Origin of the sequence: Lelliottia wanjuensis, assembly GCF_030238365.1 — a bacterium.
GTDB lineage: Bacteria > Pseudomonadota > Gammaproteobacteria > Enterobacterales > Enterobacteriaceae > Enterobacter > Enterobacter wanjuensis.
Genome location: NZ_JASSOT010000049.1, coordinates 87,837 through 100,723 on the forward strand (window position 1 = coordinate 87,837; position 12,887 = coordinate 100,723).

Below are 12,887 nucleotides of genomic sequence, written 5' to 3' on the forward strand. Positions count from 1 at the left end.
CGGTATTCACACATCGTAGGCCCGGTAAGCGCAGCGCCACCGGGCATGACAACGCGTTACGGTGCCGGGTAGGTATAAACCTGATGCACCGCTTCAATCTCCGCTAACACCTCTTCGCTCAACTCCAGATGGAAGCTTTCAACGTTCGTCTTCAGCTGCTCCATCGTCGTGGCACCCAGCAGGGTGCTGGCCACGAACGGCTGACGCCGTACAAACGCCAGAGCCATCTGCGCCGGGTCCAGACCGTGGCGTTTCGCGATATCCACATACGCCGCGACCGCTTTCTGCGTCTGCTCGCCGCTGTAACGGGTGAAACGGCTGAACAGCGTATTACGCGCTCCCGCCGGTTTGGCTCCGTTCAGGTATTTGCCGGTCAGCGTACCAAAGGCCAGGCAGGAATAAGCCAGCAGTTCCACGCCTTCGTATTGACTGACTTCCGCCAGACCCACTTCATAGCTGCGGTTCACTAAGCTGTACGGGTTTTGAATCGTCACAATGCGCGGCAGATCGTGCTTATCCGCCAGATGCAGATAACGCATCACGCCAAACGCCGTTTCGTTCGAGACTCCAATGTAGCGAATCTTCCCGGCTCGCTGGCACTCGGTCAGCGCTTCCAGGGTTTCGAGCAGCGTCACCACCGGCGCGCTGTCGCTCCAGGTGTAGCCGAGTTTGCCGAAGCAGTTGGTCGGACGCTGCGGCCAGTGAACCTGATATAAATCGAGATAATCGGTCTGGAGACGTTGCAGGCTGGCATCCAGCGCGGCGCGGATATTTTTGCGATCCAGAATCTGATTCGGACGAATGCCCGCGTCGTTATTGCGCGACGGGCCGCTAACTTTCGACGCCAGCACCAGCTTTTCGCGATTGCCGCTTTTCGCCAGCCAGTTGCCAACGTAGGTTTCAGTTAATCCCTGGGTTTCCGGGCGCGGCGGCACCGGATACATCTCCGCCACGTCAATCAGGTTGATTCCCTGGCTGACGGCGTAATCGAGTTGCGCATGGGCATCGGCTTCGCTGTTTTGTTCACCGAATGTCATCGTGCCCAACCCCAGTTGGCTGATCTCCAGAGTGCTGTGGGGGATACGGTGATAATGCATAGCCGGCTTCCTTTACTGTGAAAAATGACGGCGTCAGGAACCTGCCCGACGAAGGACTATAAACATGGCAGAGGGGAAGCAAAAGGGGAAGAAAAAAATCAAAAAGGCCAGTAAGCAACTGACCTTGAACGGGTTATCTTTCGATGATTTGCGAAACTTCGTCGCGATTGATCTGCATTTTATTACCCTGCTGATCGTGATAGCTGACCAGACCGGTATCGTCATCGACTTCGGGTTTGCCGTCAGTCAGGATCATTCGACCATCTTTTGTCGCCATGACGTAATCACTACTACAACCTGAAACAGCAAACGCTAAACCGACCGCTGAGATTATCACTGCCCATTTTTTCATCGTTATCATCCTCACCTGTCTCGTATCACATCATAGTGTAGTAATAACCTGAGAATGCGTCAGGAGGAAGCAGTAAAATCTTAATTGGGAGTGGATTATGTTTGATTGAGTTCAAACTTCTCATAAATCCGCCTTTACGCAAAAAAGTGTCGAGCCAACAGGGCTCCGGTGAAATTCTTTTTTAAGTAAAAGCCGCGCGGCAGCGTCAGGATGGGCTCGCCGTGGGCACCAATGGCCTCGGTCAGCGCCTTGCTGTTTGCCGCTTTGGGGCGAAGCTGCATCACTTCACCATGGCGCGCCGTAATACGCTCCACCTGGCCCAGCACGATCATATCCATTAACTCTTCCCAGTCCTGCGAAAGCTGGCGTTCTTCCTCTTCGTTGGGGCTCCAGAGCAGCGGTGCGCCTACGCGGCGGTCAGCGAGAGGAATTGCCCGGTCACCTTCAATAGGCACCCACAGCACCCGCTTGAGCTTATGGCGCACGTGGCTCATTTCCCAGGTGACGCCCGTATTCCCGGTTAAGGGTGCAACGCAGACAAAGGTGGTTTCGAGCGGTCTTCCCTGGCTATCAATGGGGATGGTTTTGAGCTCAACGCCCAGCGCGGCAAAATCCTGCTCGGGTTTGCTGCCCGCGCTTGCACCCAGCCAGCGCTCCAGCAGCACGCCGATCCAGCCTTTATCCCGTTTCAGATCCTTGGGTATCGGCAAGCCCGCCATCGCCGCCAGTTCTCCAAGCGAATAGCCCGCGACGCGTTGCGCCTGGTGCAAGAGTTGCGCTTCTGTTGCAGGAGGAGAAGTCAGTGGGACGAGCGGAAGCATAAATATAAGCCTTTGATTAAAAAATGAACCGTAAAAACAGACCTTGTGGATAGAGTTTAACTATTTCTGCGGCGTATTGGCAGGCTTATGATTTATCGACGTTTTTAGGATGAATCTGCCTGCGTTTGAAAAGGGCAAAACCAGGTTGTTCAAAACTGGTCACTGACAATGAACAGGATCTTACACCATGTTATCCACAGAAAAGTGGGATAACTGGGAATAACCCCCACTACTGTTTCGATTTACAGCCTTGACGTGCGACGAAAATCGAATTTTCACACAAATAGTGCCTAAGTTATTGGCACAATCTGTGGATAAAACCGACGCTGTTCGATCTTTCATCAGCACGACGATCCCTGATGTGATGATCGTCACGGTATGGCGTGCGTCCGAGCCTTTTTTGTATTTAACGGTATGAAAAATAGATAGTTATTGTTATGCTCTTTCTGGGTGAGATTATCCACCGGGAATGTTGTCCAGCGGTAATTCCATACTTCTTCACAACTATATCCACAGAAAAAGTGAATAAAATGGCCTTCCGACAGCCTCATCTGTTTATAACTCGAGTGAAAATTGTGAGTTATTCAAATGTTATTCCTTCGCAGCCCTGTAAGAGAGTGGTTTACCGCCTCACTGGAGTGTGAAACAATCGATCATATATAAGGTTTAGTTTGAGGTAGTCCGGTGATTGATGACGATGGCTACCGCCCGAACGTAGGTATCGTAATTTGTAATCGTCAGGGCCAGGTTATGTGGGCAAGACGGTATGGTCAGCACTCCTGGCAGTTCCCGCAAGGCGGGATCAACCCAGGAGAGTCCCCAGAACAAGCGATGTATCGGGAGCTGTTCGAAGAAGTCGGCTTAAGCCGAAAAGATGTTCGCATCCTGGCTTCGACCCGCAACTGGTTGCGTTACAAGTTACCGAAACGTTTGGTGCGTTGGGACACAAAGCCGGTTTGTATCGGCCAGAAACAAAAGTGGTTTCTTCTGCAATTGGTGAGTAACGACTCGGAAATCAATATGCAAACCAGCAGTACGCCGGAGTTCGATGGCTGGCGCTGGGTGAGTTACTGGTATCCCGTTCGTCAGGTCGTCTCATTTAAACGCGATGTTTACCGTAGGGTGATGAAAGAGTTTGCAAGTGTGGTCATTGCGTTTCAGGAGGCCCCTCCTAAGCCGCAAAGCACACCTGCCTGGCGACGTAAAAGAGGTTAAGCAACGCAAATCATGCTCACCCGCTTGCGAGAAATAGTCGAAAAGGTTGCCAGTGCCCCGCGCCTCAATGAGGCGCTGGACATTCTGGTCACCGACATCTGTCTTGCGATGGAAACCGAAGTTTGTTCGGTGTATCTGGCCGACCACGATCGGCGCTGTTATTACCTGATGGCGACCCGCGGGTTGAAAAAACCGCGCGGCCGCACCGTTGCGCTGGCCTTTGATGAAGGGATCGTCGGCCTGGTTGGACGGCTGGCGGAACCGATCAACCTCGCCGATGCGCAAAAACACCCAAGTTTTAAATACATCCCGTCCGTTAAGGAAGAGCGCTTTCGCGCGTTCCTCGGCGTGCCGATCATTCAGCGCCGCCAGCTTCTTGGTGTGCTGGTGGTCCAGCAGCGCGAACTGCGTCAGTTCGACGAAAGCGAAGAGTCATTCCTCGTTACGCTGGCCACGCAAATGGCCGCGATCCTCTCCCAGTCTCAGTTAGCCGCCCTGTTTGGTCAGTATCGCCAGACGCGTATCCGCGCGCTGCCTGCGTCGCCGGGTGTTGCTATCGCCGAAGGCTGGATGGACGCCACGCTGCCGCTGATGGAGCAGGTGTACGAAGCCTCGACGCTCGATGCAGCCCTTGAACGCGAACGCCTGACCGGCGCGCTGGAAGAGGCCTCCAACGAATTCCGTCGCTACAGCAAGCGATTTGCCGCCGGTGCTCAAAAAGAGACGGCGGCGATTTTTGACCTCTATTCACACCTGCTCTCCGATGCCCGTCTGCGCCGCGAACTCTTCGCCGAAGTGGACAAAGGATCGGTGGCCGAGTGGGCGGTTAAAAAGGTTATCGAACGTTTTGCCGAGCAGTTTGCCGCCCTGACGGATGGTTATCTGAAAGAACGTGCGGGCGATCTGCGAAGCCTGGGCCAGCGTCTTCTGTTCCATCTCGACGATACCATTCAGGGCGAAAACGCCTGGCCGAAACGCTTTGTGCTGGTCGCCGATGAACTGTCGGCCACCACGCTTGCCGAACTGCCGCACGATCGTCTGGCGGGCGTCGTGGTCCGCGACGGTGCGGCCAACTCCCACGCGGCCATTATGGTGCGCGCGCTGGGAATTCCTACCGTTATGGGCGCGGATATTCAGCCTTCGGTGCTGCAACGCCGCACCCTGGTAGTGGACGGTTATCGCGGCGAACTGCTGGTCGATCCTGAACCGGTGCTGCTGCAGGAATATCAACGCTTAATCAGCGAAGAAAACGAACTCAGTCGCCTTGCCGAAGACGACGTCGATCTGCCTGCACAGCTGAAAAGCGGCGAGCGGGTCAAGGTAATGCTCAACGCAGGCCTGAGTCCGGCCCACGAAGAGAAGCTCGGCAGCCGCATCGACGGCATCGGTCTGTACCGCACGGAAATTCCTTTCATGCTGCAAAGCGGCTTCCCTTCCGAGGAGGAGCAGGTGGCGCAGTATCAGGGGATGCTGCAGATGTTTAACGACAAACCCGTCACCCTGCGCACGCTGGACGTCGGAGCCGACAAACAGCTGCCCTACATGCCGATAAGCGAAGAGAACCCGTGCCTGGGCTGGCGCGGGATCCGCATTACGCTCGACCAGCCGGAGATTTTCCTGGTGCAGGTGCGCGCCATGCTGCGTGCCAACGCGGCCACGGGCAATCTCAGCATTCTTCTGCCAATGGTCACCAGCCTCGATGAAATCGACGAAGCGCGTCGGCTCATTGAACGTGCGGGCCGTGAAGTGGAAGAGATGATCGGGTATGCGATCCCCAAACCGCGTCTGGGCGTGATGCTCGAAGTCCCTTCGATGGTCTTTATGCTGCCGCAGCTGGCGACCCGCGTGGATTTCATCTCCGTCGGCACCAACGACCTGACGCAGTACATCCTGGCCGTCGATCGCAACAACACCCGCGTAGCGAGCATTTACGACAGCCTGCACCCTGGGATGCTGCGGGCGCTGGCGATGATTGCGCGTGACGCCGAGCAGTACGGCATCGACCTGCGCCTGTGCGGTGAAATGGCCGGTGATTCCATGTGCGTAGCAATTCTGATTGGCCTTGGCTTCCGTCATCTGTCGATGAACGGCCGCTCGGTAGCGCGCGTGAAATACCTGCTGCGCCATATCGAGATTGAAGACGCGCAGGAGCTGGCAAAACGCAGCCTCGAGGCGCAGCTGGCGACGGAAGTTCGTCATCAGGTGGCGGCCTTTATGGAGCGTCGCGGCATGGGCGGTTTGATCCGCGGCGGCCGTTAGCACTCTCTTTTCGTATACACATCTTTTACATCTCGGGCGCATCCTCTGCGCCTGCCTTGTGCTATGATTCGCAACTTTGGAGCGTTGGTTAACCCTGCGCGCGTCTATTTTTCGCTGTCCACTTTCAGCGGAATAACAACATCTTGTGGTGACAGATGAACAGTGGTTATCTGCATTTTCCGGAATTTGATCCGGTCATTTTCTCAGTTGGTCCCGTTGCGCTTCACTGGTACGGTCTTATGTATCTGGTGGGTTTCATTTTTGCCATGTGGCTTGCCAGCCGTCGCGCCGGTCGTCCGGGCAGCGGATGGACCAAAAACGAAGTTGAAAACCTGCTATACGCGGGCTTCCTCGGGGTGTTCCTCGGTGGGCGTATCGGCTATGTGCTGTTCTACAATTTCCCGATCTTCCTGAGCGATCCACTCTATCTGTTCCGCGTTTGGGACGGCGGCATGTCCTTCCACGGCGGCCTGATTGGTGTGATTCTGGTGATGGTGATCTTCGCTAAACGCACCAAACGCAACTTCTTCCAGGTGGCTGATTTCATTGCTCCTCTGATCCCGTTTGGCCTTGGCGCCGGGCGTCTGGGTAACTTCATCAACGGCGAGCTGTGGGGCCGTGTGGACCCGAGCGTCTCCTGGACGATGCTGTTCCCGAACTCTCGTGCGGAAGATATCGCGCTGCTGCCGTCGCACCCGGAATGGCAGTCTATCTTCGATACCTACGGCTCACTGCCGCGCCATATGTCTCAGCTGTATGAGCTGGCGCTCGAAGGCGTGGTGCTGTTTATCATCCTGAATCTGTTTATCCGCAAACCACGTCCAATGGGCTCTGTCTCCGGACTGTTCCTGATTGGTTACGGCGCGTTCCGTATCATCGTTGAATTCTTCCGCCAGCCGGATCAGCAGTTCACCGGTGAGTGGGTTCAGTACATCAGCATGGGGCAGATTCTCTCTATCCCGATGATTGTCGCGGGTATCATTATGATGATTTGGGCGTACCGTCGTCGTCCACAGCAACAGCTTTCCTGAGGAACCATGAAACAGTATCTTGAACTGATGAAAAAAGTGCTCGATGAGGGCACGCCGAAAAACGATCGCACCGGTACCGGAACGCTCTCCATTTTTGGCCACCAGATGCGCTTTAACCTGCAGGAAGGTTTTCCGCTGGTGACGACTAAGCGCTGCCATTTGCGCTCGATCATTCATGAACTGCTCTGGTTCCTGCAAGGCGATACCAATGTGGCGTATCTGCACGAAAACAACGTCTCAATCTGGGACGAATGGGCAGATGAAAACGGCAACCTGGGCCCGGTCTACGGCAAGCAGTGGCGCGCGTGGCCAACGCCTGATGGCCGTCATATCGACCAAATCACCACCGTTCTGAACCAGCTGAAAAACGATCCCGATTCGCGTCGTATCATCGTTTCAGCCTGGAACGTCGGTGAGCTGGACAAAATGGCGCTGGCACCTTGCCACGCCTTCTTCCAGTTCTATGTCGCTGACGGCAAGCTCTCCTGCCAGCTGTATCAGCGCTCTTGCGACGTGTTCCTCGGTCTGCCGTTCAATATCGCCAGCTACGCCTTACTGGTGCATATGATTGCGCAGCAGTGCGACCTCGAAGTCGGAGATTTTGTCTGGACCGGTGGCGATACGCACCTCTACAGCAACCACATGGAACAGACGCATCTGCAGCTGAGCCGCGAACCGCGCGCGCTGCCGAAGCTGGTTATCAAGCGTAAGCCGGAATCCATCTTCGACTATCGCTTCGACGATTTCGAGATTGAAGGCTACGATCCGCACCCCGGCATCAAAGCCCCTGTCGCTATCTGATAACGTCTATCCTCACACAACCGGTGCTCTTGAGCGCCGGTTTTTTTTGCCCTGATTTCGCTTTTACGAGGCGCTTTCCAGCGTTTTTGCAACGCAATGCAACGGATGATTTTTCGCGGAAAGCGCCTCGTAACCTTCACTTTCTTCAGTCGTTTTTATTGCCCGCTCTCGTCACACTGCGAGCATGAAAAAACAACGCGGCTTTACGCTTACCGAAACCCTGTTTGCCATCGCGCTGGTCGTCATTCTCAGCGCCACGGGTCTGTCCGGCTGGCAAAGCTGGCAACACCAGCAGCGCCTGTGGCAAACCGCCCATCAGGTCAGAGATTACCTGGTGCAGCTGCGCAACGACGCGAACGGCTACAACCGGGATCATCTCATCATCGCCAAAAAGGACGGTGAAAGCTGGTGTCTGTTGACGACCAAAATGGTGGATTGTCAGTCCCGGGATCGTCGGGTGCTCAACTCACACTGGCCGGAAGTGACCCTCGCGGAGCTGACGCCTTCCCTGGGTTTTTATGGGCTACGGGATACCGCCTGGCCTGGGCGAGTACGCGTCAAAAGTTCTGTGGGTGAGTGGCTCGTTATCGTGTCGAACACCGGTCGCATCAGGATGTGCAAAAGCACGGGGAAAGGAACATGTTAAATCAACGCGGGTTCTCGCTGACAGAGGTGCTCATCGCCATGGCGATTGGCAGTATTTTACTCCTGTGCACCGCGCGTTTTCTGCCGGGTTTGCAGCGGGCGATCCTGATGCAGGAGCAACAGCAGGAACTGGAGGAAGCGATCTGGCAGAGAGCGACCGCCATCGGCAAACAGCTGCAGAGAGCCGGATATTGCGCCGGACTTTGCCAGGGACAGGCGCTGACCCTGGGCCGCGACGGGCACTGTGTAATTGTGCAATGGGATGCCAACAGCAACGGTCGTTGGGAAAGCTCACCCTCGACGGAGGCCGAGCAAACGGGTTATCGCCTGGAAGCAGGCGCGCTGGAGACGCAGCGCGGAGCCACGAACTGCGAAGGAAAAGGCTGGGAAAAACTGACTGAGCCTGAAAGCATCTGGGTGACGCAGTTCACAGTGAGCAAAACCGATCACCCCGGCTTTGCCCCTGAGCTGAATATAGCGCTGGATGCTGCGCGCGCAGGGCGATTGACAGAGTCATTTCAGGCAAGGTGGCGAGTCACGGGGTTCAACCTGTGAAGCGCCAGCAAGGGATGTCATCCCTCGCACTGGTCCTGCTGCTGCTGGTAATGGGCAGCCTGATCCTGACCGGTCTAAACCAACAGCTCGACGTTTTTACGCAAATCGTCAGCAATGAGCGCGGGGCGATTGTACAGCAGGCGGAGGCACAGTCGGCGCTGGAGTGGGGTAGAAGTCAGCCCTGGTCGGCGGCACCGGACGTTCAGTGCCGAAACGGGCTGCCGGGCCGCGTCTGTTTGCGGGGCTTGAGTGGAGACAGAGTCCTGCTCATTGCTGGCAGCGGCGAACTGTTGCTGTGGCGTGGCGGCACCATTCAGGACAACCGCGTGGTGTTTTCACCCCACGGCTGGAGCGATTTCTGCCCCTTGAAGGAGACCGCGTTATGTCAGCTACCTTAGCGAGGCAAAAGGGATTTAGCATGGTAGAAGTCCTGTTGGCCATGATGCTGCTGATCATCGTCATCACCGCGCTGTCGGGCTATCATCGGGCGCTGGCGGCGCGTTTTATGATGTTTAATCAGTATCGCCAGCTCTGGCACTATGCCTGGAATGAGTCCCAGCTATCGCAGGAGACGTTACCTGCTGGCTGGCGGATAAACCGGGGGCAGACAACACAGGCCGGATGTGTCAGCATCACGGTCACACTTATTTCGCCATTGGGGCGGCAGGGTCAGATGACACGCCTGCATTGCCCGCTTAGCCAGTAGTCGGGAGCGTCTATGTTAAGGGTCTACCACTCAAATCGTCTGGATGTGCTGGAAGCGCTGATGGAGTTTATCGTCGAGCGTGAGCATCCTGCCGACCCTTTTGAGCCAGAAATGGTGCTGGTGCAAAGCACCGGTATGGCCCAGTGGCTTCAGATGTCCCTGGCGCAAAAGTTTGGCATTGCGGCCAATATTGAGTTCCCGCTTCCGGCCAGTTTCATCTGGGAGATGTTTGTCCGCGTCCTGCCGGAAATCCCCAAAAAAAGCGAATTCAACAAGCAGAGCATGAGCTGGAAGCTGATGTCGCTGTTGCCGGATATGCTGGCGAGCGATGAGTTCGCCATGCTGCGCCACTACCTCAGCGACGATACCGACAAACGTAAGCTGTTCCAGCTGGCCTCGCGAACCGCCGATCTGTATGACCAGTATCTGGTTTACCGCCCGGACTGGCTGACGCGCTGGGAAGCCGGAGAGCTGGTTGACGGCCTGCCGGAGGCGCAAATCTGGCAGGCTCCGCTGTGGAAAGCGCTGGTGGAACACACGGAAAAACTGGGGCAACCGCAGTGGCACCGTGCCAACCTGTATGAGCGTTTTATCTCGGCGCTGGAAACGGCCTCTGAACCGCCTGCCGGCCTGCCGTCGCGGGTGTTTATCTGTGGGATTTCAGCCTTACCGCCGGTCTACCTGGATGCCCTAAAAGCACTCGGGAAACACATCGATATCCACATTCTGTTTACCAACCCCTGTCGTCATTACTGGGGCGATATTCAGGACCCGAAATGGCTGGCGCGGCTTGTTGCCCGCCAGAGGCGGCGGATCTTTGAAGAGCGCGCGATCCCGCTCTTCAAAGACAGCGACAATGCCGCTCAGCTATTCGATGAAGAAGGCATTCAAAACTTACCGAACCCGCTGCTGGCTTCCTGGGGTAAACTGGGGCGCGACTACATACACATGTTGTCTGACATTACCTCATCCGGGGAAGGGGACGTCGATGCCTTCGCGGAGATCACCCCGGACAGCCTGTTGCACAACGTCCAGCTGGATATTCTCGATCTGGAAAACCGCGCGATCGCCGGGGTCACCGCCGAGGAATTCGCCCGCAGCGACAAGAAGCGAAAACTGGAGCCAGAGGATCGCAGCGTCACGGTACATATGTGCCACAGCCCGCAGCGCGAAGTGGAAGTGCTGCATGACAAACTGCTGGCAATGCTGCAGGACGATCCTGAGCTGACGCCGCGCGATATCGTGGTGATGGTGGCGGATATCGACAGCTACAGCCCGTTTATTCAGGCGGTGTTCGGAAGTGCAACGGGCGATCGCTATCTTCCTTATGCCGTTTCTGACCGCCGGGCGCGTCAGTCCCATCCGGCTTTGCAGGCCTTTATCAGTCTGCTGGCTCTGCCTGACAGCCGCTTTATTTCGGAAGACGTGCTGGCGCTGCTGGATGTGCCGGTGCTGGCCGCGCGCTTCGATATCGATGAAGACGGATTGCGCTATCTGCGCCAGTGGGTGAACGAATCGGGCGTTCGCTGGGGAATCGACGACGACAACGTTCAGGAGTTCGAACTTCCTCCTACGGGCCAGCACACCTGGCAGTTTGGCCTGACGCGTATGCTGCTGGGCTACGCGATGGAGAGCCATCAGGGCGAGTGGAATGAGGTTCTGCCGTACGACGAATCTTCCGGCCTGATTGCCGGGCTGGTGGGCCATCTGGCCTCGCTGTTAATGCAGCTTAACCGCTGGCGGCGCGAGCTGATGCAGTCCCGCACGCTGGAAGAATGGCAGCCGCTGTGTCGTGAAATGCTCAATGATTTCTTCCTGCCCGATACGGACACGGAAGCGGCGATGGCGCTGATCGAACAGCAGTGGCAGGCCATTATCGATGAGGGCATTTCGTCACATTATGACGAAGCCATCCCGCTCTCTCTGCTGCGTGACGAACTGACTCAGCGCCTGGACCAGGAGCGTATTAGCCAGCGCTTCCTCGCGGGCCCTGTCAATATCTGTACGCTGATGCCGATGCGTTCGATTCCGTTCAAGGTGGTGTGTCTGCTGGGGATGAACGACGGCGTCTATCCGCGCGCCCTTGCGCCGCTAGGCTTCGATCTCATGAGCCAGCAGCCGAAGCGCGGCGACCGTAGCCGACGTGATGATGACCGCTACCTCTTCCTGGAAGCGCTGATTTCGGCCCAGCAAAAGCTCTACATCAGCTATATCGGGCACTCCATTCAGGATAACAGCGAGCGTTTCCCGTCGGTGCTGGTGCAGGAGCTGGTGGATTACATCGGTCAAAGTCACTATCTGCCGGGCGACGAACTGCTTAACTGCGACGAGAGCGAGCAGCGGGTAAAAAAACATATTACCCATCTTCACAGCCGTATGCCGTTTGACCCGATCAACTACGTCGACAACGAACAGCAAAGCTACGCCCGCGAATGGCTCCCCGCTGCGAGGAAAGAGGGGCAAGCCCATACGGATTTCATTCAGGAACTGGAATCTCGCCCAATCGAAACACTGACGTTTGAACAATTGCAGCGCTTTTGGGCGCACCCGGTACGGGCGTTTTTCCAGCAGCGACTGCAGGTGAACTTCCGCTCCGAGGAGAGTGAAATCCCGGATGCAGAACCCTTTACCCTCGACGGATTAAGCCGCTACCAGTTGAATCAGCAGCTGCTCAATGCGCTGGTGGAAGAGGAAAATGCGCAAATGCTGTTCCGCCGCTATCGGGCTGCGGGGCAACTCCCTTACGGTGCATTCGGAGAAATTGCCTGGGACATGCAGTGTCAGGAGATGCAGGCCCTGGCGGACCGGGTGGTGGAGTGCCGTCAGCCGGGTAAAAGCCTCGAAATTGATCTGACGTGCAACGGCATTCAGCTGACGGGCTGGTTACAGCAGGTTCAACCGGACGGCTTGCTGCGCTGGCGTCCTGCCATGCTCAGTGTTTCACAGGGTTTGCAACTCTGGCTCGAACATCTTGTCTACAGTGCCTGTGGCAACGAAGGCGAAAGCCGGTTGTTTGTGCGTAAGGATGGCGAATGGCGATTCCCACCGATGGCTGCCGATCGGGCATTAGCCTATCTGGAGCCCTACATTGAGGGCTATCGTCAGGGGATGAACAAACCGCTGCTGTTGCTCCCAGAAAGTGGGGGCGCGTGGATAAAAGCTTGTTACGACGCGCAGAATGATGCCATGTTAACGGATGACGTCACGCTGCAAAAAGCGCGCAGCAAGTTTTTACAGGCGTACGAAGGGAACATGATGGTGCGCGGAGAGGGTGATGATGTCTGGTATCAGCGTTTATGGAGAACCCTGGAGCCGGAGTACTTCGAGGTCATCACGCAAGAGGCGCAGCGCTATCTGTTACCTTTGTTTAAATATAATCAGTCCTGATGATTGTATAAAAATTGC

Annotated in this window: 12 protein-coding genes and 1 pseudogene; 9 read left to right on the plus strand and 4 right to left on the minus strand. The window is 56.1% G+C overall.

The genetic code is table 11. The annotated features are described in order from the left end of the window. Positions 1–56: 56 nt before the first annotated feature. From QQF33_RS05240 to QQF33_RS05255, 4 genes and pseudogenes are all read right to left on the minus strand, one after another. Positions 57–1,097, minus strand: coding sequence for an NADP(H)-dependent aldo-keto reductase (locus QQF33_RS05240; protein ID WP_282494480.1), 1,041 nt, complete (start codon positions 1,095–1,097; stop codon positions 57–59). A 133-nt stretch (positions 1,098–1,230) separates the two neighbouring features. Then, positions 1,231–1,449 (minus strand): lipoprotein YgdR, encoded by a 219-nt coding sequence (ygdR, locus tag QQF33_RS05245; protein ID WP_112009758.1) that lies wholly within the window; start codon positions 1,447–1,449, stop codon positions 1,231–1,233. A gap of 134 nt (positions 1,450–1,583) precedes the next feature. Beyond that, positions 1,584–2,270 (minus strand): DNA mismatch repair endonuclease MutH, encoded by a 687-nt coding sequence (mutH, locus tag QQF33_RS05250; RefSeq protein ID WP_282494481.1) that lies wholly within the window; start codon positions 2,268–2,270, stop codon positions 1,584–1,586. Positions 2,271–2,422: 152 nt separating this feature from the next. Further along, positions 2,423–2,500 (minus strand): annotated as a pseudogene (locus QQF33_RS05255) (hypothetical protein); the annotation flags it as partial. 454 nt (positions 2,501–2,954) lie between these two features. On the opposite strand from QQF33_RS05255, the gene rppH reads away from it, so the two are divergent. The 9 genes from rppH (at position 2,955) to recC (ending at position 12,869) form a co-directional block, all read left to right on the plus strand. After that, the gene (gene rppH, locus QQF33_RS05260) at positions 2,955–3,485 is read left to right on the plus strand and encodes an RNA pyrophosphohydrolase (RefSeq protein WP_095283210.1); all 531 of its coding nucleotides are present in this window, start codon (positions 2,955–2,957) and stop codon (positions 3,483–3,485) included. Positions 3,486–3,497: 12 nt separating this feature from the next. Next, on the plus strand, positions 3,498–5,744 hold the full coding sequence (gene ptsP / locus QQF33_RS05265) for a phosphoenolpyruvate--protein phosphotransferase (protein WP_282494482.1): 2,247 nt from the start codon (positions 3,498–3,500) through the stop codon (positions 5,742–5,744). Between the two features lie 155 nt (positions 5,745–5,899). Continuing rightward, positions 5,900–6,775 carry a prolipoprotein diacylglyceryl transferase gene (gene lgt / locus QQF33_RS05270; RefSeq protein ID WP_285157490.1) on the plus strand — a complete coding sequence of 292 codons (876 nt, stop codon included), beginning with the start codon at positions 5,900–5,902 and terminating at the stop codon, positions 6,773–6,775. 6 nt (positions 6,776–6,781) lie between these two features. Further along, positions 6,782–7,576 (plus strand): thymidylate synthase, encoded by a 795-nt coding sequence (gene thyA, locus QQF33_RS05275; protein ID WP_285157491.1) that lies wholly within the window; start codon positions 6,782–6,784, stop codon positions 7,574–7,576. 184 nt (positions 7,577–7,760) lie between these two features. After that, positions 7,761–8,222 carry a prepilin peptidase-dependent protein gene (locus QQF33_RS05280; RefSeq protein WP_285157492.1) on the plus strand — a complete coding sequence of 154 codons (462 nt, stop codon included), beginning with the start codon at positions 7,761–7,763 and terminating at the stop codon, positions 8,220–8,222. Beyond that, entirely contained in the window at positions 8,216–8,776 is a 561-nt protein-coding gene (locus tag QQF33_RS05285; RefSeq protein ID WP_285157493.1) for a prepilin peptidase-dependent protein, read from the plus strand. Before QQF33_RS05280 ends, QQF33_RS05285 begins: the two co-directional genes overlap by 7 nt. Then, positions 8,773–9,174: a DUF2509 family protein gene (locus QQF33_RS05290; RefSeq protein ID WP_285157494.1), complete on the plus strand. Its 402-nt coding sequence runs from the start codon at positions 8,773–8,775 to the stop codon at positions 9,172–9,174. Before QQF33_RS05285 ends, QQF33_RS05290 begins: the two co-directional genes overlap by 4 nt. Then, entirely contained in the window at positions 9,159–9,482 is a 324-nt protein-coding gene (locus QQF33_RS05295; protein WP_285157495.1) for a prepilin-type N-terminal cleavage/methylation domain-containing protein, read from the plus strand. Before QQF33_RS05290 ends, QQF33_RS05295 begins: the two co-directional genes overlap by 16 nt. Before the next feature lie 12 nt (positions 9,483–9,494). Beyond that, positions 9,495–12,869, plus strand: a complete 3,375-nt coding sequence (gene recC, locus QQF33_RS05300; protein WP_285157496.1) for an exodeoxyribonuclease V subunit gamma — start codon at positions 9,495–9,497, stop codon at positions 12,867–12,869. The last annotated feature ends 18 nt before the right edge of the window (positions 12,870–12,887 follow it).

Bases quoted from the DNA above. Each gene is read 5' to 3' on its own strand.
- QQF33_RS05240 (WP_282494480.1), bottom strand. From the start codon at position 1,097: ATGCATTATCACCGTATCCCCCACAGCACTCTGGAGATCAGCCAACTG.
- mutH (WP_282494481.1), bottom strand. From the start codon at position 2,270: ATGCTTCCGCTCGTCCCACTGACTTCTCCTCCTGCAACAGAAGCGCAA.
- QQF33_RS05295 (WP_285157495.1), top strand. From the start codon at position 9,159: ATGTCAGCTACCTTAGCGAGGCAAAAGGGATTTAGCATGGTAGAAGTC.
- QQF33_RS05280 (WP_285157492.1), top strand. From the start codon at position 7,761: ATGAAAAAACAACGCGGCTTTACGCTTACCGAAACCCTGTTTGCCATC.
- lgt (WP_285157490.1), top strand. From the start codon at position 5,900: ATGAACAGTGGTTATCTGCATTTTCCGGAATTTGATCCGGTCATTTTC.
- ygdR (WP_112009758.1), bottom strand. From the start codon at position 1,449: ATGAAAAAATGGGCAGTGATAATCTCAGCGGTCGGTTTAGCGTTTGCT.
- recC (WP_285157496.1), top strand. From the start codon at position 9,495: ATGTTAAGGGTCTACCACTCAAATCGTCTGGATGTGCTGGAAGCGCTG.
- QQF33_RS05285 (WP_285157493.1), top strand. From the start codon at position 8,216: ATGTTAAATCAACGCGGGTTCTCGCTGACAGAGGTGCTCATCGCCATG.
- thyA (WP_285157491.1), top strand. From the start codon at position 6,782: ATGAAACAGTATCTTGAACTGATGAAAAAAGTGCTCGATGAGGGCACG.
- ptsP (WP_282494482.1), top strand. From the start codon at position 3,498: ATGCTCACCCGCTTGCGAGAAATAGTCGAAAAGGTTGCCAGTGCCCCG.